The 23,748-nt window shown below is 36.3% G+C and carries 18 protein-coding genes; 11 read left to right on the top strand and 7 right to left on the bottom strand.

Annotation, left to right across the window (positions count from 1 at the left end):
* The first annotated feature begins 98 nt into the window (after nt 1-98).
* The gene (locus tag B0A80_RS05325) at nt 99-380 is read left to right on the top strand and encodes a hypothetical protein (protein ID WP_089076668.1); all 282 of its coding nucleotides are present in this window, start codon (nt 99-101) and stop codon (nt 378-380) included.
* 419 nt (nt 381-799) lie between these two features.
* Nucleotides 800-1,483, top strand: coding sequence for a tetratricopeptide repeat protein (locus B0A80_RS05320; protein WP_089076667.1), 684 nt, complete (start codon nt 800-802; stop codon nt 1,481-1,483).
* Between the two features lie 78 nt (nt 1,484-1,561).
* Here B0A80_RS05320 and B0A80_RS05315 read toward each other — a convergent pair whose 3' ends face one another.
* From B0A80_RS05315 to B0A80_RS05295, 5 genes are all read right to left on the bottom strand, one after another.
* The gene (locus B0A80_RS05315) at nt 1,562-2,023 is read right to left on the bottom strand and encodes an OsmC family protein (protein ID WP_208861480.1); all 462 of its coding nucleotides are present in this window, start codon (nt 2,021-2,023) and stop codon (nt 1,562-1,564) included.
* A gap of 155 nt (nt 2,024-2,178) precedes the next feature.
* Nucleotides 2,179-3,405: a DUF4374 domain-containing protein gene (locus tag B0A80_RS05310; RefSeq protein WP_233430711.1), complete on the bottom strand. Its 1,227-nt coding sequence runs from the start codon at nt 3,403-3,405 to the stop codon at nt 2,179-2,181.
* Nucleotides 3,406-3,430: 25 nt separating this feature from the next.
* Nucleotides 3,431-5,827 carry a TonB-dependent receptor gene (locus B0A80_RS05305; RefSeq protein ID WP_089076664.1) on the bottom strand — a complete coding sequence of 799 codons (2,397 nt, stop codon included), beginning with the start codon at nt 5,825-5,827 and terminating at the stop codon, nt 3,431-3,433.
* An 85-nt stretch (nt 5,828-5,912) separates the two neighbouring features.
* Nucleotides 5,913-6,572, bottom strand: a complete 660-nt coding sequence (locus B0A80_RS05300) for a hypothetical protein (protein ID WP_017496931.1) — start codon at nt 6,570-6,572, stop codon at nt 5,913-5,915.
* Between the two features lie 13 nt (nt 6,573-6,585).
* A complete protein-coding gene (locus B0A80_RS05295; RefSeq protein WP_017496930.1) occupies nt 6,586-7,173 on the bottom strand; it encodes an RNA polymerase sigma-70 factor in 588 nt (195 codons plus the stop codon).
* 663 nt (nt 7,174-7,836) lie between these two features.
* Between B0A80_RS05295 and B0A80_RS05290 the strand changes: the two genes are divergently transcribed.
* Nucleotides 7,837-8,526, top strand: a complete 690-nt coding sequence (locus B0A80_RS05290) for an NUDIX hydrolase (RefSeq protein ID WP_017496929.1) — start codon at nt 7,837-7,839, stop codon at nt 8,524-8,526.
* 47 nt (nt 8,527-8,573) lie between these two features.
* On the opposite strand, the gene B0A80_RS05285 is transcribed toward B0A80_RS05290, so the two are convergent.
* On the bottom strand, nt 8,574-9,572 hold the full coding sequence (locus B0A80_RS05285; RefSeq protein WP_017496928.1) for a GntR family transcriptional regulator: 999 nt from the start codon (nt 9,570-9,572) through the stop codon (nt 8,574-8,576).
* Between the two features lie 101 nt (nt 9,573-9,673).
* Here B0A80_RS05285 and B0A80_RS05280 point away from each other — a divergent pair, with 101 nt between their 5' ends.
* From B0A80_RS05280 to B0A80_RS05255, 6 genes are all read left to right on the top strand, one after another.
* Complete coding sequence (locus B0A80_RS05280; RefSeq protein ID WP_089076663.1) at nt 9,674-10,729, top strand: aldose epimerase family protein; 1,056 nt, start codon at nt 9,674-9,676, stop codon at nt 10,727-10,729.
* A 54-nt stretch (nt 10,730-10,783) separates the two neighbouring features.
* On the top strand, nt 10,784-11,947 hold the full coding sequence (gene galK, locus B0A80_RS05275; RefSeq protein WP_089076662.1) for a galactokinase: 1,164 nt from the start codon (nt 10,784-10,786) through the stop codon (nt 11,945-11,947).
* Between the two features lie 17 nt (nt 11,948-11,964).
* Nucleotides 11,965-13,014: a UDP-glucose--hexose-1-phosphate uridylyltransferase gene (locus tag B0A80_RS05270; RefSeq protein WP_089076661.1), complete on the top strand. Its 1,050-nt coding sequence runs from the start codon at nt 11,965-11,967 to the stop codon at nt 13,012-13,014.
* Nucleotides 13,015-13,265: 251 nt separating this feature from the next.
* Entirely contained in the window at nt 13,266-14,951 is a 1,686-nt protein-coding gene (locus B0A80_RS05265) for a sodium/sugar symporter (RefSeq protein ID WP_089076660.1), read from the top strand.
* Between the two features lie 444 nt (nt 14,952-15,395).
* Nucleotides 15,396-18,242 (top strand): T9SS type A sorting domain-containing protein, encoded by a 2,847-nt coding sequence (locus tag B0A80_RS05260; RefSeq protein ID WP_165769222.1) that lies wholly within the window; start codon nt 15,396-15,398, stop codon nt 18,240-18,242.
* Between the two features lie 361 nt (nt 18,243-18,603).
* Nucleotides 18,604-19,209: a hypothetical protein gene (locus B0A80_RS05255; RefSeq protein WP_089076658.1), complete on the top strand. Its 606-nt coding sequence runs from the start codon at nt 18,604-18,606 to the stop codon at nt 19,207-19,209.
* A gap of 349 nt (nt 19,210-19,558) precedes the next feature.
* Here B0A80_RS05255 and B0A80_RS05250 read toward each other — a convergent pair whose 3' ends face one another.
* Entirely contained in the window at nt 19,559-20,809 is a 1,251-nt protein-coding gene (locus B0A80_RS05250) for an NAD(P)/FAD-dependent oxidoreductase (protein WP_089076657.1), read from the bottom strand.
* A gap of 101 nt (nt 20,810-20,910) precedes the next feature.
* Here B0A80_RS05250 and B0A80_RS05245 point away from each other — a divergent pair, with 101 nt between their 5' ends.
* Entirely contained in the window at nt 20,911-22,431 is a 1,521-nt protein-coding gene (locus B0A80_RS05245) for an HAL/PAL/TAL family ammonia-lyase (RefSeq protein ID WP_089076656.1), read from the top strand.
* 39 nt (nt 22,432-22,470) lie between these two features.
* Nucleotides 22,471-23,706 carry a WG repeat-containing protein gene (locus B0A80_RS05240; protein ID WP_089076655.1) on the top strand — a complete coding sequence of 412 codons (1,236 nt, stop codon included), beginning with the start codon at nt 22,471-22,473 and terminating at the stop codon, nt 23,704-23,706.
* Nucleotides 23,707-23,748: the final 42 nt, after the last annotated feature.

The following is a 23,748-nucleotide window of genomic DNA, read 5'->3' as shown; positions in this document are numbered from 1 at the left end:
CAATCTTACTTTTTTCGATACCACGCTATCTATCGCTTAATTGCGGCTCAAACAAAAGTACGTTTTTTCGTATAATTAATAATCATAAACTAAACGCCATGTCAAAAGAAAATCAAAGCCCTGAAGATCAAAATAACGTAATAACTGCTGTAGCTCAATTTCTCTCAGCACTCTGGATGGAAGGAGAATTTAGAGACCAGCCCGCTTATCTAACGGAGATTTTTGAAGAGATTCTTAAAACCGAAATTGGAGACGATCTTGATCTGCGAACCAAAATGATCAGCTGTATCAAAACCAGTAAAATGCTGGCAAAAGCCTTAGATCCTTTTACCGATCAGGAAATCGAAAAAGCCAGTATCGAAATGTTGAATACAAATTAGCACTAAAAAAAGGAACGCGGATTACGCAAATTCGCTTTGCGAAAACGCTGATAAAAACGGATTTCTAAAGGACATCTAAAAAGAACTTATAACATTAAGAATAAAAATTATCCTCAGACAAATAATATAAAAAAATCCGTGCTGATCCGTGTTTTCGTGAAACGAATCCGTACAATCCGTGGGCTATTTTTTAACCGCAAAGAGCGCAAAGGTTTACGCAAGGAGTGCGGAAACCTTTTACTGATCAGGAAACAGAAAAAACCTGCCTTAAAATCAGGAATATTTAGAAGGATTAAGCAGTCCGAAAGAGCGTTTTAACGTTTTTAAAAGGTCGTTGGTAGATTAAATAAAATATACCAAAGAACTATAAGTACCTTTAAGTAAAGTTCTGATATTTTCAACAAACTAATTTAAACATCATGAAAACGTATGCAACACTTTTACTCATTATGGTGCCTGTTTTTTCGTTTAACTCATTTGGTCAGCATTCAGCTCCCACTCCGGCAGCAATCGAAAACGCAACTTTACTATTGGACGGCACCCCTAAAGACGGACTTGTTATTGTGGGCTATTATGTCGAAGAAACCGTTAATATGGCTTTTGGAAAAAGAATTACCCAATACGAAGTCCCAAAAATAAGTATGATCGATACCTACAATCTGGGTCCGAACAACACCCGAACAGTAACTCCCATTTATGGAAAAGCAAAAGTAAAAATAGCGGAAGAAAACTTGCAGCCTAAAACTGTTTCTAAAACGGTTACTAATGTCATTAACCCCGTTAAAGTCGCGGTAATTGCTCCCACTAAACCTCAGAAATACATCAATGTAGATGTGGTAACGACCTACGAAAAAGTAATCGACAAAGGTTACAAAACACCGGAAATGCTTGCAAAAGTGGCTGACAGAGCTTATTTTGAAGGTGATTTGGTTACGGCTGCTAAATATTATGGCCAGCTTATTGAAATGAATGCTGATCTGGAGGCCATGTATTATTACCGCTATGCACAATCCTTAAAAGAAATTAATCAGATCGAAAAAGCCAATGAAATAATGAAACTGTTCGAAATTAAAAATTCGGCTAGTAAAGTGGCCCGAAAATAATATAACTGTAAAGTTGAGACTTCTACTTATTTGCTGTTGCTTTAAAATCACAGAAGTTCACTAACAGAAATAAAGGTTCTAAACCTCACAGCTCCCATGATGTGAAACAGGAAAATTGCAGGAATTGGCAATAAAACACAATTGGTTGGCCTTGGTATGAAGTGCATTGGCCTGTTCAATCTGATCGGCGTTTGCAATTTTTACTTTTGGATTGAGATGAACGGCAACAAAGCGCCCGCTTCCATCAGGAGAAACTTCAAGGGTTGCTTCTGCATGATCTGAATATTCCAGAACTTCTATTCCGTTTTGAGAACATACATACAGATAGGACATCATGTGACAGGAAACGAGACTGCTCAGCAATAAATCTTCGGGATTATACAATTCAGGATCTCCTTTAAAAGCTTTGGCAGCCGAAACCTTTAAAACTGGTTTCCCTTCTATGGTAATCTGATGGCTTTTGCTGTAAAATCTTTTTGTTGCGTCTTCTCCTTTTTCTTTAAAAGTCCATTTTACGGCTGCCTTGAATAAATGTTTCATCACGATTGCATTTTTGTTCTTGCGAAGTTAAGATTTTATATGGTTTGCGAATTAGTCTTATCTGAATGTGACGTTTTTTACAAACTCATCCCAAACAAAAAATGGCCGGAATTTCTTCCGGCCATACTTACTCAATTAGAAACTTGAGTTTACTATTATTTTGTTGGATGTGGAGCTATTAAATTAACTGTAACAGAACCTCCGCCATCTAAAGTAGTTCCTTTTTTGAAAGCTCCTGTAGCAGGATCAACTTCGTAAATTGAGGCTACAGCATCAACAGGACTAATTGCGGTGTAATACTTTCCTTTGTATACCAATGGTGAACGCACCATTGAAACCGGGCTTAAAGGTGTATTAATCAACGAAACTGTTTTGTTTTTCAAATCAATTCTAACCAACTGCCCTACGTTTTTTAAACGGTCTCTTACTGAAGTCATTAACTCTTCGTATTGAACGGTACCAATTGCAATTCCGTTACCCACATAATTGATTCCCATCAAACAGGCTTGTTTTCCTAATGGTGTTGTCACATCAATAAAATAATCTTTATCAAAATCTGCTGCGCCTTTTTTAATACGTACCACTCCTGATTTTCCGCCTACACCTGTCCAGAATTTACCGGCACTCGCTACAAAGTAATGGTTTCCTTCTTCGTCTTTGTCTAATGAATTTAAGTAGTCATAACCCACTCCACCTTCAGTTGCAGTACTTTTGATTACTTTTAAGTTATTCATTGCAGGATAATCATAAACTAAAGCTCTTACGCCATCAACAGTATATGATTTTGATTCGTTGTCGTAAAAATAACCTCCCAGAATAAGCTTTCCGTTGTCTACAAATGCTCTTCCAACAGAAAACTGAACTCCTTTTTTAGCAGCGTCGTATGGTACGGCCAATGTTCCTTTTGCTTCGATTGTGAAATCACTTAGTTTGATTCTGGCCCAGCCCACAGTACCATTATTGATATCCAGTCCTCCAAGAACCAACATGGTATTATCGTCTACAATATTCAGCGATTGAAAGTAATTCGGAACCACTCCGTCTGTAAGTATAGCCCCTTTTTCTTTTAAGCTTCCGTCTTTACCCATTTCGTATTGGATGAATTTTTTCTGCGGAAGGTTCATCAAATAAACATACTGTTTGTGCCAGATATAACGAGATCCGTTAGCCTCAATACCTTTGCCTTTAAAAGTTAAAGATCCTTCTGATAATGAAGGTACCGATGCGATATATTGCAAATCCTGAGTCCAGCTGGCAATTGTAAAATGCTGTGCCGTTTCGACTTCTACTTCATCTGACTTTGAACTGCAAGAACTTACAACTGCAGCAAACACAGTAACAGCAGAAACCATAAATGTTGTTTTCTTTAAGAACGATTTCATTTTCATTGATTTTAAATTTAATTGGTTATTGTAAAAAATATCTTAGTTTCAAACTGAAAAACCTTCCCGGCTTTTGCAGTAAGTAATTGTCATAAACTTGCTTGTCTAAAATATTGCGGCAGGCGAAATTGGCACTGTAACGTCCGTTTCCAAAAGTGTAACCAAAACCGGTATCCTGAACGAACTGGGTTGGAATGTACATTTTCTCGCGTGCTTCTCCCAGACTTGGCCAGCCTAAGTAATACTGATGAACATAATGTGTGCTAACAAAAAATGAAATTTTAGGTTTCATTTGAAACATCTCATCCAGAAATAATCTCGCCTCTGCATTTGCCATTACGTAAGGCGTATTTCGTAATCGGTCTCTATAAACATGATTTGGTGCACCGTTTCCTTCAAAACGTTGCATGTTTCTGATATCCTGATACGTAAAATTGAATGATGTTTCAAGCCATTGCTTTCGGGCATAATTGGCTTCAACCTCAACCCCAAGCGTACGTATTTTTCCTAAATTTTCGTAGCGGGCGGTTCCCATCAAGTCCCCCTCTGTTAACCAAATCAGATTTTTGGTGTCTCTGAAAAAAACATTAAGACCGAAATTTACATTCTGAACCGTATTACGGATTGTTTTCTGAAGGGATGCATTCACATTGAAACTTCTTTCAGGCTGTAAATCCGGTGCATTTACAATCGTATTACCATTGCCCAGAAGCTCTATGGCTTCAGGTAACCGGGCAGTATTTTCGGCAGAAAATTTTATGGTATAGTCTTTTGGTAATAACCATTTAGAGCTGTATCCAAAAGCCCATGCATTGTCTTTTGTATTCTGATAAAAAGTTTCCTTAGAACTCCCGCCATTGTAATCAAATACAACAGCATTGGCTTCATAAGCAAAATACTTTGTAAAGAAAATATTCTTCCAACGGTCCTCAAATGAAGAAATCTCATACGATAAACCTGCGATATGTTTGTTCAGATCCTGAGGTTGTCTAAGCGGAATTGTCCAATCAGCTTCCGCAATAGCGTCACTGCCTTTTCTTCTGGTACCGGTAAACACATAATTTAAGTTAACCTCCTGATTTTCTTTTAGGTGATATACAAAATTAATTCTCGCCAACTGTGTACGATCCTGAAACGAATAAATGGACTTTCCTGATCTAATTCCGCCCAATTCTCCATCTACTGTTCCGATAGGTTTTCCTGTCCAGTTGTATTTATAGGAACTGGTATCTGTAGTTGTACCTCTTAACTTGTTTATAGAAGCATACAGATCTACATCTAAATTTGAAAACAAAAACCCTTTCTTAGAATAGCGCAGAGAAGGCATAACAAACTTCTCATTATAGCGTACGTCTCCATACACATAAGCCATTGTTCTTCCGGTCTGTATTCCTCTGTCCTGATCTGCTAAAGTAAAACCTAACAGCAAGGCATCTGCCCATTTGACATTGGTAAATCCAATATCAGTTCTAATGGTGTACGATTTATAATCGTCGTTAAATCTTCTGAATCTTGGATAACCGGGAATAGGTCTTCCATTTTCTCCCGCAACTTCTACCGTTGGCCCCCAAACGGGATAATTATTATCGGAATAATTAAAAAAAGAATTGGTTTGCAACGTAAAACCGGATTCATTTCTCCATTTTCCGGAAACCGCTGTACGATAGGTATTAAATGAACCTATGGTTTGCGACACATCGATATAATTTTTAAGTCGGCTGCGTGTTACCAGGTTTACAGAACCTCCAAGTGCATCGGCACCAAAGGACACCGGAGTAACTCCTTTATAGATTTCGATTCTTTCGAGTGTATTGATGGAAAAATTATTGATGCTGAAGGATGATCCGAAGTTTTCCATCGGAATTCCATCTACAAAAAACTTTACGGCTTTACCGGATAATCCATTAATCGAATAATTGGTTTCAGAGCCCATTCCACCAGATTCCTGTACGCGAATACCGGATACTCCATCCATTAAACGATTTAAATCGACATCACGTTCGGCTAATTTTTTTGTACTGATAACAGAAACGGCAAACGGCTGTTCTTTGATTTTGGTTTCAATCGTTTTGCCAAACAAATCAACAGAATTTAACACAACCGAATTCGATTTTAACGCTATAACAATTTCTTCTTTTTGATTCTGTCCAACAACAACAGCCATTTCCCGGATTTGATAACCCGTCATCGATACCACTAACTGATATTTTCCTGATGCAATATTTTGAAAAACAAATTTCCCTGAGCTATTACTTTTCACTACTACAGCAGTATTTTGCAATTGAATTTCGGCACCGGCAACAGGCTGATTGTCATCGTCAAGTATATAACCTGTAAAACTGGCATTCCCATTATTCTGAGCATAAACTGCAGTACATATGATCGTTAAAATAACCGTTAAAAAAAATCTTTTAAATTGCATCACTGATAATTTGTTCCCAAAACCAATAACATCTCTATTTCAGTTATATCGGTTTTTCTTCTCTATTCTTCTTATTTGTATTTTCTTATAACTTAAAACGTTCCGACAGTCTGGAGCTAAATACTCTTGGCAAACCTTCGGCAATTTCATCTCTGGTTGCCGTTATCACCTCATAGTCAGCATCTGTCATGGCGAGATACGTTTGTCCTTTTTGCAGTTTTACCTTGTCCTGATACACCGTTGTACAACCTGAAGTTCCGGTGCCAATATTAAATTCCTGTACTTTTGCCGAATCGCTAATAACCGAAACGGCCCCGCAAAACTTAACATCGCTTGCCTCACCCAAAAAATCCATTGAAATGTTGCACTGGCTGCCCGGCTCAACCAAAAAAGATAAACTGCCAATATTTATTTTCTTAATCTCCTGACCGTTTAAATTGTTCACTAAAATCTGCGAAGCAAATGTTGATGAATTGTAGTAATGTAAACTGACAATCCCAAATAACACACAGGCCGCAGTTGTTAGTGCAGCATAAAGAAATCTGTTCTGAGATTTTGGTTTTGCAAGAATCGTTCTGGAAGCAATATTGCTCCAGATCTCTTCTTTTAACCCGGCTTGTTGCGGAGAGGTAATAACTTCACGTTCTAAATCTATAACACTTAACCATTGCTCCACTGTTACCCTTTCGGCAGCATTGCATTCCTTTCGCGCATATTTTTCTAATAAATCGGATGTAATAAACACAGTCTTGGTTTTGTTATATAATGATGTAGTTGCACAAGTCCTCGCTAACCCTACATAGGGGAGTAAAAAAAATGACCAAACTGCGAAAAACTTTTAAATGGTCGCGAATATGCCTAAGCGCTCTAGTGATATTTCCTTCAACGGCTTTCTCTGTAATAACAAGAGAGGCGGCAATAGAGCGATTGTCCATCCCGTCTTCTCTGCTCATTAAATATACCTGCCTGCAACGTTCCGGAAGTGTGCTGATGGCTAACTGTAGTTCCCGAAGCAAATCTTTATGCAAAATATGCTCTTCTGTATTGTTTGAAACTTTATTCATTTCGGCAAAATGAGTACTTTCGTGCTTCTTTTTAGTAACCTGCTTTCGATGATATTCTACTATTTTGAGTTTTGCAGCACCGTATAAATATGCTCTGACGGAGGTTTCGATTTGTAGTTGTTCCCGCCTTTCCCAGATACTGATGAAAATTTGCTGTACAATTTCCTTTGCTGCTTCTTCATCGCCTGCATGATGTCTGCAAAAACAAAACAGTTCATTCCAATACAAATCATAAATCTCCGGGAAATTTTTGGCGTTAATGTTTAGATATTGCTTTTCCATAGAAATAAAAATATGACGCAAAACTATCTTATTTAGACTAAATAAAATTAAGAATTTTTAAAATTTGTGCTGTATTTTTAAATCTGCTTGTGTAATATTCTGGTAATTTGCCTTTTAAAAAAGCAAAAAAAATCACGATATAGCCTCTATTTTACTGGGATTAAACCAATATTTGCCTTAGAGCTGTAAGGAAATACCGCAATGTTTTCTTTGTTATAAATTGTATTTCCTTTCATCAGGTCCTATCAGAATCGTCTTTCTTTTTCAGTAATGCTTATTCATTTCGCCAAAGCATCACTAGATCAAAAATTGATCAATTGACAACGCCAACTCCTTTCGCTTCGGAATCAATTTAGCAGCAAAAAATGGTCCTGAAAGCATTTATGACAAGTAAGAATTATCTTCTTATTTTATTGTGTAAAAGTGACGCTTTGCTATGTAAAATGATATTTTATTTAAAAAAACTTGTGAAAAAGGTTAAAAAATGACCGCTTTAATAATGATTTTAGCATTAAAAAACCATTACTTTTGTAGCAGAAGTCTCAATCAAAGCAGTTAATGTAACTTTTACAGACGGTTACATTTATTAAGTGTATACACAACGTTTAAAAAATTGAGAAACGAAATTAACAGGATTATATATTTACCACTAAAAATTTGAATATGCTTAACAGTTATAGCTCTGCAGATAAAGTTTTATTAGCAGTAGATTGTATTATTTTTGGGTTTGATCGCGAAGGTTTGAAAATTCTCTTAATCAAAAGAGGATTCGAGCCTGAAAAAGGAAAATGGTCTTTGATGGGAGGTTTATTAAAGCAAGACGAAGTACTCGATAATGCTGCGATAAGAGTTTTAAAAATGTATACGGGATTAAACGATGTGTATATGGAACAACTTTATGCCTACAGCGAAATTGATCGTGACCCCTTAGAAAGAACCATTTCAGTTTCGTACTATGCTTTGATTAATATTGAAGATCACAATGCCGAACTTATTGAAAATTATCATGCGCAATGGTTTAGTGTTGCCGATGCTCCGAGTTTAATTTTTGATCATAACGAAATGGTGCAGCAAGCGATCAGAATATTACGTTATAAAACTTCGATTAAGCCAATTGGTTTTGAATTACTTCCTGAGAAATTCACCATGCGCCAATTATTGGAGTTGTACGAAGCTATTTTGAGCAAAGAACTGGACAAAAGAAACTTTATCACTAAGATTAACACGATGGGAATCCTGAACAAACTGGACGAAAAAGACATGCAGTCTTCCCGAAAAGGATCGTATCTCTACACTTTCAATAAAGAAAAATACGAGGAAAAACTACGCAACAATTTTGTTTTAAACTTGTAAAGTAATTCGTCTGTAATTTCTTAAATCCGGAAGCGCAGACGGAATAATTATAATGAGTTTCGAATCAAAAGAGATGATTTATTTTCTATCTGCTGCTTGTGTCCGTGAAGCACCATATCGGCTAAAATTTCTCCCATCATTTCAAAATCGGTCGAAATGGTGGCAATGCCGTTAGCCACAATCTTTTTCAAAGGAGTTTCGTTATAAGAAATAATTCCAAAATCCGTTCCAAGTTTAAGGCTTTGCGATTGGGCATTTTCAATAACGCGAACCAGGTCACGATCGTTTGGTATAATGTACAAATCGCCTGCATTGATTTCTCCGTTTGTAAATTCTGTGATGATATCAAACTTAAAATCATACTTTGTACAAAAAGCAATAAAACCGGTTTTCATTCCCAATGGTTCTCTAAATCCCGGAAAAATCAAAATAAGCTTTTTGTACTTATCCATTCGTGATTTCCCTTTAACTAAACCTTCGAAAATATCTTTTTCGTGATTTTGATAAACTGCCGGATACAATTTCAAATCCGGATTGGTCTGATCCAATATGATAACCTCCCCTACTGGTAGGTTTTTTATCGCCTCTGCCACATCGGTTAAATTGGTAGGCATAATAATGTACTTGGTGTAATTTCCGTTACTGTCAGTAATCAGTTTTTGAAATACCTGAACATTAAAGTGATGAAAGAAAATATCAACCTGAACGTTCTTTCCAATATTCTGTATAAATGAATTATAGATGTCTTCTTTGAAACTGTTTAACTCATCAAAAAGTAAAAAAATCTTTTGCTTGATATTGATTTCAACGCTTTTAACATAATACCCTTTACCCGGAATGGCATAAATAATACCTCTTTTTTTAAGCTCGTCATATCCCAACAATACCGTATCACGTGACAGCGAAAATGCCAGGCAAACTTTATTGACAGACGGAAGCCGATCGCCTTTTACCAATTTTTCTTCCTCAATTGCTTTCTCTACGGAGAGAATAATCTGTCTGTATTTTGGCAAACCAATATTACTTTGGATAGAAATTATATTCATACAAAATGGATTTTGGCGCAATATACAAAAAACTGGTAGGTACTGGTATGTAAAAACAGATATTGTTTCTATTTTTGGTTTTCATTTTTGGCAAAAAAAATATGAATATAAAACAAATATCGCACCTTCCGAATACATCTGCCATGGAATCATTTGGTTTATTGCCCGATAACGAAGAAATTCTTTCTTGTGAATTGTGCAACAAAAACGGAATGAAAGCAAAAATTATCAATTACGGTGCAACCCTGACCTCTTTGTTAATTCCGGTTGCAACAGGTGGGGGTGTTGATGTTGTTTTAGGTTTCGATACTTTAGAATCTTATCTGGCTTCTTATCATTTACCAAGCGCTCCTTACTTTGGCGCTACCGTTGGGCGTTATGCCGGACGAATCGACAAGGGTCTTTTTGCCTTAAACGACCAGACATTTCAATTGAATACCAACAACAATGGCAATGCTTTACATGGCGGGAACATTGGCTTTGGACAAAAAACATGGAACATTACCCATATTACTTCGGGCGATAATCCTTCGGTAACTTTAAGCCTTTTGAGTGAGAATTTAGAGGAGAATTATCCGGGAGCTTTACAGGTTGATTTGACGTATACTTTAACAGAAGAAAACGAATTAAAACTGGAATATAAAGCGACCTCAACTGAAGATACGATCGTGAATCTTACGCATCACACTTATTTTAATCTTGACGGACATCATCGGGATTTGTTAAACCAAACACTCTTTATTGATTCTGACAAAATGTTGGAAACGGATACTGAGAATATTCCAACCGGGAATTTCATTACTCTTTCTGGCCATGATTTTGATTTTAGAACGGCTAAAAAATGCCCGGAATTTATTGACAATTCGTTTGTAATTGAGTCTGAAAAAGCGGTTTCCGCCACTTTATCCAGTGTCGAAAACAATTTGCAGATGAAGGTTATTACGGATCAGCCCAGCGTACATATATATGTAGGCGGAAATTGTTTTGGATCTATAAAAGGAAAAGAAAACACTAATTATCATACATTTAGTGGAATCTGTTTTGAAGCACAAAATTTTCCGGATGCCCCAAACCACAAAAATTTTCCGAATTCGGTTTTACGAAAAGGGGAAACCTATCATCAAAAAACCCTTTACCGATTTGAAACCATAACCTAATATTTGCTAAAAAAACAACCAAAACGAAAAGCTATTTCTTTCAACCACTACCTAATGAATGATATTTTAATACAAAACACAACCGCTTTTTTTGAAAAGTCTTTTGGGTCGGCTCCGCAAAAAGTGGTGCTCTCTCCCGGAAGGATCAATATTATAGGAGAACATATTGATTACAACGACGGCTATGTTTTACCGGCGGCTATTGACAAGATTATCTGTTTTGCTTTTGAAAAGAACAATACCAACAGCTCTAAAATAATAGCCATCGATTTGAACGAAGCCTTTGAAATTGATTTAACTGCAGAAATTCTTTTAAGCGAAGAGGTCTGGACCAATTATATTCGTGGCGTAATCAAACAATTACAGGACAACGGTTTTGTGTTTGAAGGTTTCAACTGTGTCTTTAGCAGCAACATTCCAGTAGGTTCCGGTTTATCCTCTTCTGCTGCTTTAGAATGTGGAATGATTTTCGGAATTGCATCGCTGTTCGATTTAAAAATCAAAAAAGCCGACATCGCTTTGTTAGGGCAAAAGGCAGAACACTGGGTAGGAATCAATTGTGGCATTATGGATCAGTTTTCAAGTGTTCATGGTCTTGAAAACAAGGTCATAAAACTGGATTGCAACACCTTGGATTTTGAATATCACAATGCCGATTTTAAAGATTACGCTCTGGTTTTGTTTGACAGTAATGTAAAACATTCTCTTTTTACCTCTGAATACAACACCAGAAGACAGGAGTGCGAACAGGGGCTGGCAATTATAAAACATCATTTTCCTCAAATAAAAAGTTTTAGAGATTGTACCGAAGAACAGCTTTTGACGCTGCAGAATCAAATGTCAGCAACTATTTTTAAAAGAGCACATTTTGTAGTAAAAGAAATTGATCGTGTTAAAAAAGCTTGTGAAGCGTTAGATCAGGGAAATATTACACTTTTAGGGCAATTACTTTTCGAAGCCCATTATGGTTTATCGCAAGAATACGAAGTTAGCTGTAAAGAGCTGGATATGCTTGTAAATACGGCAAAAACAGACGCTTTTATTAGTGGATCACGCCTCATGGGGGGTGGTTTCGGGGGGTGTACCATAAATTTTATAAAAAAAGGGCATGAAAATGAGGTGAAAAATAAGTTTTCAAATCTTTATTTAAATACATTTGGGATTGAATTAAAATTTTATGATGTAACAATCTCTAATGGAACAAGACTACTTCTTTAACATCACAAAAACTATAAATGAAAAACTTTGACATCAACGAAGATCCACACAGACGTTTCAATCCATTACTAAACGAATGGATTCTGGTATCACCTCATCGAGCCAAACGTCCGTGGCAAGGGCAAAACGAGACTCTTGCAACTGAAACCCTTCCAAAGCACGACCCAAACTGTTATCTCTGTCCGGGTAACGTTCGCGCCAATGGAGAACACAATCCGACCTACAAAGACAGCTTTGTCTTTGAAAATGATTTCGCCGCAATGAAGCAGGACGAAATTATATTTGAAGAAGACATCAAGCACACTTTTTTTAAAACCAAACCCGAACAGGGAATTTCAAGAGTAGTCTGTTTTTCACCAAGACATGATCTTACTTTACCGGAAATGGAAATTGAAGGAATTGAGAGCATTGTAAAAGTTTGGCAAAAAGAATACGCTGAACTGGGAAGCATCAAATACATCAATCACGTTCAGATTTTTGAAAACAAAGGAAGTATTATGGGCTGCAGTAATCCGCACCCTCATGGTCAGATCTGGGCGCAGTCGTCGCTTCCAACTCAGGTTGAAAGAACGCAACAAAATCTCAAATCTTATTTTGATAAAAACAACCGAACACTTCTTCAGGATTATGTTCAGGCAGAATTAAAAACGGGTGATCGTGTAGTAATCGAAAACGATGATTTTATTGCTTTAGTTCCGTTTTGGGCAATCTGGCCTTATGAAACAATGATTGTAAGCAAAAGGGTTGTAAATAAAATTACTGATTTTACGGAAGAAGAAACCAATTCCTTTGCCGTAATTTTAAAACAACTCACCATCAAATACGATAATTTATTCAGTACTTCTTTTCCGTATTCATCAGGAATCCATCAATCACCTACAGATGGTTTAGAACACCCGGAATGGCATTTCCACATGCATTTCTATCCGCCTTTGTTGCGATCAGCCACAGTAAAGAAATTTATGGTGGGTTACGAAATGTTAGGCGAATCTCAAAGAGACATTACCCCTGAAAGATGTGCCGAAGTTTTAAGACAGCAATCAGACATTCATTACAAACAAAAATAAAATAAACTTTAGCCTATTTTGCCCCACAAATTGTTACAGCTTTGAACAACATACTTAAAAAAACAGGTACGTCTTAGCTCTTTTTTACCCTTTAATACAGAATCACATTAATAAATCAAATCAAAAACGAATAATCGACCCAAATCAAAAAAAATAAAAAAAACAATATTTAAACCACCTCAGACAAATATTGTTTTTTACCCTCTACTAATCAAACAATCACTATCTAATTATTAAAAATAGTACTATCAATGAACCAGAACCTTGCTTTCGCAGATTATGCGGTTTTTATTATTTACTTCATCGTAGTTTCGGCCTACGGTTATACGGTTTACCGAAAACGTAAACAAGACGAACAGGATGCTAAAGCTTACTTTTTGGCCGAAGGAAACCTAACCTGGTGGGCTATTGGAGCTTCTTTAATTGCTTCAAATATCTCGGCAGAACAATTTATCGGAATGAGTGGTGAAGGTTTCTTTTTAGGAATTGCCGTTGCGGCTTATGAGTGGATTGCAGCCATAAGTCTTATTGTGGTCGCCGTTTGGTTTATTCCCGTATACCTAAAGAATAAAATCTATACGATGCCACAATTCTTAAAAACACGCTATAATGATTCTACTGCGTTAATCATGGCCGTTTTCTGGTTGTTCTTGTACGTTTTTGTAAACTTAACTTCTATTTTATATTTAGGAGCTGTGGCCATTAACGGTATGGCCGGTGGAGAATATCTGCATATTATCATGATCGGATTGGCATTGTTTGCCCTATTCATCTCTCTTGGAGGTATGAAAGTTGTTGCTTATACCGATGTTATTCAGGTGGCCGTTTTAATCATTGGAGGTTTAGTTACCTCATATATTGCTCTTACGACTGTAGGACAATATTTTGGAGTTGGACAAAATGCAATCGAAGGATTCAAAGTTTTAATGAAAGAAGCACCGGAACATTTTAAAATGATTATTCCAAGGCCAACTGCAACATCTTCTCAGCTTGACATCAACAAATACCTTACTTTCCCTGGTCTGATGTCTTATCTTGCTGGTATTTGGATCATCAACCTGAATTACTGGGGGTGCAACCAATACATTACGCAAAGAGCCCTGGGTGCCGATTTGCAAACTGCACGCACCGGTATTTTGTTTGCCGGTATGCTCAAATTGTTAATGCCTTTAATCGTAATGTTACCGGGTATTGCTGCCTATGTTTTATATCAAAACGGACATTTACCACAATTAGTCGGAGGAAAAGACGGAGCTTATTCTGCTGTACTGACTTTCCTTCCAACCGGATTAAAGGGACTTTCAGTAGCGGCACTAACCGCAGCAATTGTAGCTTCGTTAGCCGGAAAAGTAAACAGTATCTCGACAATCTACACTTTGGATATTCACAAAAAATACATTCAAAAAGAAGCTGGTGAAAAACAGCAGGTAAACATTGGAAGAATTGCCGTTTTTGGAGCGATGCTTTTAGCAGTATTATTTACCTGGAATGATATTTTAGGAATTGGAGGTGTTGGCGGATTTACCTATATCCAAAAATACACGGGCTTTATCAGTCCGGGAGTTTTTGCCATGTTTGTTTTAGGAATGTTCTGGAAACGAACTACGGGAGCTGCAGCTGTAGTAGGTGTAATTTTAGGTTTTGTATTATCCGTACTATTCAACGAATATGCTCCTGCCTTATTTGGAAATGAGACTTTATTGTATACTGCTTATCCAAACGGAAAAGGAGCTTTTGAAATCCCTTTTCATATTTGTATGGGATTATCGTTCATCTTTACCACTTTGGTGATGGTTTTAATCAGCTTTGCAGGTCCTAAAGTGAATCCTAAAGCATTCGAAATCGATGCCGAAATGTTTAAAGTAAAACCACAAACGACTGTTTTAATCGTCATTACATTATTGATTATTGCAGCCCTGTACATTAAATTTTGGTAGTTTTATTGTATTCTTTTTTGAAAAATAAAACCGTACCGGGAAAATCACATTTTTTAAATATTATGTTATTAATTTAAAAAAAAATACACTTTTTTAACCATTGTTAATCAGGCTTTTAAGTGCGAAATTTTATTAAACCCGACAAGTTTTAGAGCTTGTCGGGTTTTTAATTATTGTAGGTCACCGCCTTATTTTACACTATTTCCCACAAAATCTTCATCACTAAATTCTTTGCCTTTTTTCAGAATAAAAAAAACCAAATCATTGAAATTCAAATATTTTACCTACAACAACTGGTATTTGTGCAAAGTAATTTCTTACTATATTTGATTTACGTATGGTTAATCTTTAGACTTTAGGTACCAAATTTAAAGAGGCAAAAACGATACGTTTTTTCAAACAATCACAATTAACGGAATGTATAACGCATTAAATGTTTTTACTATGATAAAAAATTATAGACTTTTATTCTTCTCTTTTCTTGTCTGTTTTATTCCAACTCTGGCCAAAGCCCAGTTAGGCAGCTCCTGTGGAATTCCAGCTTGGTATTCCGCCACACAATATTCCAGTAACTCTTATGTCCGTTACAATAATATAGTGTACAAAAACAATTCCTGGTCTCAGGGAGCTGGCAGTACTCCCGGATCTAGTAGTGTCTGGTCGGCAGTAGGAAGCTGTGACGAGCAATTAATTATTAATAATCCATCTCTGGCTTATACTGCCTGCAATACCGTTTCTGACTGGAACAGCGCAACACCCAACTACAATGTAAACAACATTATACGATACAACAATGGTGTCTATAAAGCCAAATACTGGGTCGCCGGAACAGAAATTCCTGATCAGTCTTCTGCTTACACTTTTCTTGGTGTGTGTATCAAGCCCATAGCTATTTCTCCTGCCTACGCCGATGGACAAATTATTATAAAAAGTACATTATCGGCTATCAATCTTACCGCATCACTCAATCTGTACGGTTTTTCGGCAACACAAAATAAGGTCGAAATAAAAAAGACAACAGAGTCTTCTTATACAACTTACAATATGAGTTTATCTGGCAACACGATATCGTATAACTGGACCCCGACCGCTTATGGAGATTACAACATTCGATATACCACTGTAAATTCGATTGGAATAAGCACCGTAGTAAACACAACTATTAAAATTGCGATTACTGCTCCTGCTGTAATAACGATTACCGGTCCGCCAAACGCCACTTCCTATACTCAACTTAATTTTTCGCCTATAAGCATTACTTTTACTATTCAGCCTTCGTCCGGAAGTTCAATTAGCAATATACTGTTTAAAGATCTTACCGCCGGAACTAATGCTAATGTGAGTACCAATTCACAAAATTCTTATACCTTTAATTGGACCCCTCAGAATTATGGAAACAATTCACTGCAAATAGCAGTCACAGACAACAATGGGACCATAGCAACAACCGGTTTACAACTTACTATTGTGAATCCTGCCACACAAAATATTTCCTTTGCTTCACTTCCAAATCAAATAAAAGCGGTTAACGGAATACCTAAAACATTCGTATTCGATAAGGCTATCACTTCATTAAAAAGAAGAAACACTACCGTATTTGATTATACTATTACCGGAAATACTTTAAAAATTATCCCTAAAAAAGCAGGCAGATCCGGACTTCAGATAACCACTTCAGATGGTACCATATATCATCTTGGTTTAAGAATAGACAATACCAATGGAAGCGTATTAAAATATCCTGATTATGTTTCTGTAGGATCTGTATCTGAAGACACTACCGACGATGTCAATTTTTACAACAACAATATCGACGACAGCAATCTGCTCAAAAACAACAGAATGGATGTAAGATACATCTATATCAATGGAGGGCCAATCGCAGGATGGAATACCTGGCAGCCTGACAGAGCTATAAAATTTGCAAGGAATTCTTTAAAAATGGGGCTTATTCCTTTCTTTGTTTTTTATAACATTCCCGACGGAAGCGAATCTTACGAACTGGATCTGGCACACGTAAAAGATGCTTCCTATATGACGGCTTATTTCAATAATCTCAACCTTTTTCTGAATCAGGTTAAAGCTGAACTGGGAGATGAGTTTTTTGGAGTGGTATTAGAACCTGATTTTCTGGGCTATATGCAGCAGTTTAACGAACCTATAACGACTACAACTGCCGTAAATGCAACAAGTATTGCCCAAAATGCAGGTACATTAAAAACCCTCGTAGAAAGAATCAATTTTGAGCTCAACAAGAAAAGAACAGACGAAAACCTGAATATGGAATTTGGATGGCAGCTTAATCTTTGGGCAAAAGCTGGTGTAGCCGGTCCAAAAGGAATTATCAGAGAAACGGATACCGGAACTTTTACTACCCAGCTTAACAAAATTAAACAAACCGCTGCAGATATTTTTCAGTACACCAATAGTATGGGAATTATGTCTAATAATGCAGACTTTATTTCTATAGACAAATATGGTCTTGATGCCATGGGCGCCGGAAGTACCGGAAACCCTGCTGATCCCTTCTCTTATACCTGGTTCTGGAATAATGACCACTGGATGAATTACCTGAATTTTGTTCAAAAACTTTACGAAGCCTCTGGCAAACATGTTGTCCTCTGGCAAATCCCGGTAGGACATATCAATGGTTCAGAAACCGTAAATGAACGAACAGCAGGTCCTTTTCAAATTTTAAATAATACCAGCCAGCACTACGAAGATTCTGCTTCTACTTTTTTCTTTGGAGATACCGTAAATTTCTCAAATGACGCGACTCGTTATAACTATTTCAGTCAGAATAAACATGCCGACCCTAAACTTCTGGTTAATCCCACTACAAAAAAAGTGACTTTTGGAAATCACTTTGCAGAAGTAAAAAATAGCGGAACCAAACTTGTCTTAATGGGAGCAGGCGTAGGAGCCAGTACGGATGGAATTGGAAACCCGGGAACTACGCTGACTGATGATCATTTTTGGATTCAAAAATTACAGGATTATTATATCAATCAAACTTCCGGCGCTAGCACGTCCAGTGCTGCTGCTCTAAATGATGATCTAACTTTTAATTCCTCTCTGATTATCTACCCTAATCCCGTTAAGGAAGAGCTAAGTATCGACACAAAAGAAAAAGTTGAAGTCGTATATGTTTTTGATATGAATGGTGAAAATGTTATCACCCTGAAAAATAAAACTAAAATCAATCTCTCCGAACTTAAAAACGGCTGGTATATAGTAGCTGTAAAACTTGAAAATGGTAAAAAGATTTCTAACAAAATATTAAAAAATTAAACAGGATCTTAAACCTAAAATTATTTTTTAGATAATAAAGGAGGCGTTTACTAACGCCTCTTTTTTTGTTTTGGTGTATCTGTTACCTTTTCAAAGTTTTTGTAACAAAACAGGAAATAAAAATATTTTGTTACAGCTTTTGAAACAAAATTGAAATTTTATAAAAATTGTTACAGCTTTTGAAACAAATTGGAATAAAAAAATAATTTGTTACAACCTCCTTGCGTAAACCTTTGCTCTCTTAGCGGTAAAAACCATTTTTAACTTTAGCGTATAGATGATTTTATTTTAACAGGAAAAATATTTGTACAAACATTTTAATTACTTTTAACACACTAATTAACCAAAAACAAAACAAAAAATGAAAAAATTAATCTTTGCTTTATTTATTATTTCCGGAGCAGCTTTTGCACAGGACATGAAAGTAGTAAAAGGAAACTTTGATTTCTTAAAAGATCAGAAAGAAATCAATACCGAATTTGATTACAGCAACTTCACGATGATGAAGGAAAAAAAATCGGAAGCACAGTATGTCCAGGAGCATAAAGCCGAGTTAGATCAAAAGGCAAAAGGCAACGGAAACATCTGGGAAAAAAAATGGATTAGTGCAAAAGACCAAATCTGGACGCCTAAATTTTTAGAAATTGCCAATATTGTTTTAACCAAAGAAAAAAAGGATTTGAACTTTCAGGAAAATTTAAAAACTCCTTATACTTTAATCGTGACTGCAGTATGGATCTATCCGGGTTGGGATGCCGGAATTATGAAGCAGCCCGCAAAAGTAACAACCAACTTAAAATTTGTTGAAACTGCTAATAAATCAAATGTCCTTTTAGAAATTACAAGCGAAGAAGCTCCGGGTGATCAATGGGGCAGTAATTTCAGTAACGAAACCAGAATTGGTGAAGGTTTCGCCAAAACAGCAAAATCAATGTCTAAACTGATAGTAAAAAAAGCATATAAATAAAACGATAAGAGGAGAGCTGTTTTATGACAGCTCTCCTCTTTATTACCCTATATTGATTTTAAAAAACGATAAAACCTAAAATATGCCGCTCCTCCGGAATCTATAAATATTTTGCTCCGATGGAGCAATCCGCTGGTGCTTTCTTCCCCGTATAAATCTATTTGCTATAAAGATTTTGCTCCGCTGGAGCAAATAACAGTAATTTTCTAACTAAAAAAACTACTTCCCTTTTTTTATATCCCGGAGGGATAACATATTTATAGAAATAAAAGGTTTATTTATAAATTAGAGCCCTGTAAGGGCGAAATATGACGCTGCAATGAAACAATCATCTAAACAAAAGCCCTGATTATTCAGGGCTTTGTTCTTTTTGCATATTTAGTAAATACGCCATATTTTTAATTACGTGATCGTGTTTCTTCACAAACGGATTTTCTTCGTTCCAGACATATCCTGCCAATACCGAACAGATCTTTTCTTTCACATCCGGGTTTTCCGGCTGATGAAAAAACAAAGTCTGAAGATTCCCAGTGTACCATTCCTGTACATACGTGGTAAAAACAGCTATCCCCCTTTTCATATATCCGGTAAATTCTGTTTCCCAGTCTACTTCGATTCCCTGAGATTCTTTAAGGTACAATTTAGCCGCCAACATTCCGGATTCGGTTGCAAAGGCCACTCCAGATGAAAATACCGGATCTAAAAATTCAGAACTGTTTCCGGTCAGGGCAAAACCATCACCGTACATTCTTTTTACCGCTCTTGAATAATTCTCCAATTTTACCGGCTCAAACAAAAATTCTGTTCCTTTAAATCTTTTAATATAATAATCTGATTTCTGAATCGCATTTCTTAAAGCAGCGGCATTGTCTTTATTTTCTGAAAGCGAATTAATAAAATCGGTTGGTCCTACAACCCCCAGACTCGTATTTCCGTTTGAGAAAGGAATTACCCATAACCAAACTTCGGTTTCCAGAATATCAAAGGAGATTTGAGTTCCCTCTTCTCCTTCTTCTCTGTTAATATCTTTTACATGTGTAAATATCGAAGAATGCGGATCTAATTTTGATGGGGTGTCCAAGTCTAAAAGTCTTGGTAAAACACGGCCGTATCCACTGGAATCAATAATGAATTTAGCGTGTATTTCTTTTAGGTTTCCATCCTTATCTTTTACAATTGTTTTAGAGTTTTTACCCTCAAAAGAAACCTCCAGAACCTCTGTTTCAAATTCCAGATCAATTCCTTTTCTAATCACTTCCTGCGCCATGGTGTTGTCAAAATCAGCACGCGGTACCTGCCAGGTCCAGTCCCAGCCTTCACCAAATTTTTTGCTGAAATCAAAAACACAAATTTCTTCTCCTCTGATAAAACGAGCGCCAAGTTTTTTCTCAAAATTCATCGCATCCAAACTCTCAAAAAGCTCAGCCTCAGCAAAATGATCCATTACTCGAGGAATCAGACTTTCCCCTACTACAAGTCTTGGAAACTTTGTTTTTTCAACTACTTTTATCTTAATGTTGTTTTTGTGAAGATACGATGCCGAGACACATCCTGATGGTCCTGCGCCAATGACTAAAACATCAACAAACTCCTTTATCATATTAATATTATTATCAATTATTAACCTACATTTGCCATCATCAAAATAACTACATTTATTTTGATAAATAAAATTAAATTAGCACAACCAAAAACGATTTAATGAACACAATTAATGAATATTTAAGTTTAGCAGAATTCGAGTCTATTATTTTTGGAAATAATAAAGTTGTCATCAGCGATATTGTTTTAAACAGAGTGAATGAAAGCTTCAATTTCCTAAAAGAATTTTCAGGAAACAAAGTAATATATGGTGTCAACACTGGTTTCGGACCAATGGCCCAATATAGAATTAAAGAATCTGATCAAATACAATTACAATACAATTTAATCCGAAGCCACTCTTCGGGAACGGGAAAACCTTTAAGCCCTGTTTGTGCGAAAGCAGCAATTTTGGCTCGTTTAAACACTTTATCATTAGGTAATTCAGGGGTTCATCCTTCTGTAATTCATCTGATGGCAGAGCTGATCAACAAAGACATTACTCCTCTTATTTTTGAGCATGGCGGTGTAGGTGCCAGCGGAGATTTAGTACAATTATCACACTTAGCTTTGGTTTTAATTGGCGAAGGCGAAGTTTTTTATAAAGGAGACAGAAGATCAACCGCTGAAGTTTTCGAAATTGAAGGTTTAAAACCTATTCAGGTAGAAATCAGAGAAGGTCTGGCTTTAATCAACGGAACTTCGGTAATGACCGGAATTGGAGTTGTAAATGTACATCTTGCCAAAAAATTATTAGACTGGTCTTTAAAATGTTCCTGCGCAATCAACGAATTGGTTCAGGCATACGACGATCATTTCTCTGAAGAATTAAACCAAACCAAACGTCATAAAGGACAACAGGAAGTAGCCTCAAGAATGAGACAAAATCTTTCAGACAGTACCTTGATCCGTAAAAGAGAAGATCACTTATATTCTGGAGAAAACACCGAAGAAATCTTCAAAGAAAAAGTTCAGGAATACTATTCTTTGCGTTGTGTTCCTCAAATTTTAGGACCGGTTTTAGAAACTATAAACAATGTCGCTTCAATTCTTGAAGACGAATTTAACTCGGCAAACGACAATCCTATTATAGATGTAAAAAACAAACACGTTTATCACGGAGGAAATTTCCACGGCGATTATATCTCGCTTGAAATGGATAAACTAAAAATTGTTATTACCAAACTAACCATGCTGGCAGAACGTCAGCTGAATTATTTACTGAATTCAAAAATCAACGAAATCCTTCCTCCGTTTGTTAACTTAGGAACTTTAGGATTCAATTTCGGAATGCAGGGGGTTCAGTTTACCGCTACCTCAACCACTGCCGAAAGCCAGATGTTGTCTAACCCGATGTACGTTCACAGCATCCCGAACAACAACGACAATCAGGACATTGTAAGTATGGGTACCAATGCTGCCGTTATTACTTCAAAAGTAATCGAAAATTCCTTTGAAGTTTTAGGTATCGAAATGATCACCATCGTTCAGGCTATTGATTATTTAGGACAAAAAGATAAAATTTCATCCGTTACCAAAAAATGGTATGACGATATCCGAAACATTATTCCTGAATTTAAAGAAGATCAGGTGATGTATCCTTTTGTTCAGAAAGTAAAAGATTACCTGATTCACAGTTAATACTTATTTTTACATTATTAATATTGAACCTTTAAAATCATGAAAAAGACACTTATTATTTTATTTGCATTCACTATTCAATTTGTTAATAGTCAGGAATTGGCGTTAGTTAAAAAAGATTCAAAAATTGGATATCTTTCCAAAGACGGAAATTTTAAAATTGAACCTCAGTATAAATCCGCAAGAAGCTTTTCTGAAGGATTGGCAGCTGTGGAAAATAATGGAAAATGGGGGTTTATAGATGCTAAAGGAGCCTGGGTAATTCCGGCAGATTTTAAAAATGTTAAAGATTTCAACAGCGGAATTGCAGTTGTACAAAAAGACAAAGACTGGGTTTATATCAATACAAAAGGAGAAATTCAAAACGCTCCTGTATCAGACAAACTTTTTGATTTCGAAAATGGCGTAGCGTTCATTCGACAAAATGGCAAAGTAGGATTAATCAATTCGAAAATGACTGTTGTTTTAGAACCAAAATACGATCAGATCAAATCTTTTGAAAACGGTTTTGCCAGAGTTGAAAACAATAAAAAATGGGGAATTATTAATACTTCCGGTAAAGAAATGATCGAGCCTGCGTATGAAGAAATAGGCAATTATTTCAAGAACACAAGCTGGGCAAGAAAAGATAAAACCTTTGGAATTGTTAGTTCAGGAAGTTTTATTCCTGTTGACGGAGCTGAAAAAATCTGGGATTTTGACACGCAGGATCTTACATACGCCAAGAAAAATGGCAAAATTGGATTCATTGACTTAAAAGGAAATTGGGTAATTACTCCAATTTATGACAAGGTGAAAGCGTTTTCAAAAAGTTTAGCTCCGGTTTGTGTAGGTTCAAAATGGGGGTATATCAATCCGAAAGCTGAATTTGTAATTGAACCTACCTACAGCGATGCCGAAGTTTTTAGTGCTGATGGACTGGCTCCTGTAAAAGAAAAAAACTGGGGATTCATCAATCAAACCGGAAAATTAGTTATTCCAACCCAATACAATATTACAGCAAATGGTTTTGTTATTGCGCTGTTCGTAAAACAAGACAAAGGCTTTATCGATGGTCTGGCCCGAGTAAAAAATGAAGGGAAATGGGGTTTCTTAAAACCAGATGGAACGGTATTAGGCAACCAATGGTTTGAAAATGCCGAACTATTTTCACAATCAAAAGAAAGAATCAGCACAGCAGAAATCGCCGCAGAGAAACCAAAAGCTGAAGCCAAAACGACTGAAAAGTCAGAGACAAAAACTACCAAAAAACCGGTAGCCAAAAAGAAGAAATAAAACCTATTAACCAATAAGTTCTGCAAATGAAATTGCTAAAAA

The organism is Flavobacterium tructae (genome assembly GCF_002217475.1).
Lineage (GTDB): Bacteria > Bacteroidota > Bacteroidia > Flavobacteriales > Flavobacteriaceae > Flavobacterium > Flavobacterium tructae.
This window is presented reverse-complemented; position numbering and strand designations above follow the sequence as displayed.

Coding starts and splice junctions, on each gene's coding strand:
- B0A80_RS05325 (WP_089076668.1), top strand. CDS start 99: ATGTCAAAAGAAAATCAAAGCCCTGAAGATCAAAATAACGTAATAACT.
- B0A80_RS05320 (WP_089076667.1), top strand. CDS start 800: ATGAAAACGTATGCAACACTTTTACTCATTATGGTGCCTGTTTTTTCG.
- B0A80_RS05315 (WP_208861480.1), bottom strand. CDS start 2,023: ATGAAACATTTATTCAAGGCAGCCGTAAAATGGACTTTTAAAGAAAAA.
- B0A80_RS05310 (WP_233430711.1), bottom strand. CDS start 3,405: ATGAAATCGTTCTTAAAGAAAACAACATTTATGGTTTCTGCTGTTACT.
- B0A80_RS05305 (WP_089076664.1), bottom strand. CDS start 5,827: ATGCAATTTAAAAGATTTTTTTTAACGGTTATTTTAACGATCATATGT.
- B0A80_RS05295 (WP_017496930.1), bottom strand. CDS start 7,173: ATGGAAAAGCAATATCTAAACATTAACGCCAAAAATTTCCCGGAGATT.
- B0A80_RS05290 (WP_017496929.1), top strand. CDS start 7,837: ATGCTTAACAGTTATAGCTCTGCAGATAAAGTTTTATTAGCAGTAGAT.
- B0A80_RS05285 (WP_017496928.1), bottom strand. CDS start 9,572: ATGAATATAATTTCTATCCAAAGTAATATTGGTTTGCCAAAATACAGA.
- B0A80_RS05280 (WP_089076663.1), top strand. CDS start 9,674: ATGAATATAAAACAAATATCGCACCTTCCGAATACATCTGCCATGGAA.
- galK (WP_089076662.1), top strand. CDS start 10,784: ATGAATGATATTTTAATACAAAACACAACCGCTTTTTTTGAAAAGTCT.
- B0A80_RS05270 (WP_089076661.1), top strand. CDS start 11,965: ATGAAAAACTTTGACATCAACGAAGATCCACACAGACGTTTCAATCCA.
- B0A80_RS05265 (WP_089076660.1), top strand. CDS start 13,266: ATGAACCAGAACCTTGCTTTCGCAGATTATGCGGTTTTTATTATTTAC.
- B0A80_RS05260 (WP_165769222.1), top strand. CDS start 15,396: ATGATAAAAAATTATAGACTTTTATTCTTCTCTTTTCTTGTCTGTTTT.
- B0A80_RS05255 (WP_089076658.1), top strand. CDS start 18,604: ATGAAAAAATTAATCTTTGCTTTATTTATTATTTCCGGAGCAGCTTTT.
- B0A80_RS05250 (WP_089076657.1), bottom strand. CDS start 20,809: ATGATAAAGGAGTTTGTTGATGTTTTAGTCATTGGCGCAGGACCATCA.
- B0A80_RS05245 (WP_089076656.1), top strand. CDS start 20,911: ATGAACACAATTAATGAATATTTAAGTTTAGCAGAATTCGAGTCTATT.
- B0A80_RS05240 (WP_089076655.1), top strand. CDS start 22,471: ATGAAAAAGACACTTATTATTTTATTTGCATTCACTATTCAATTTGTT.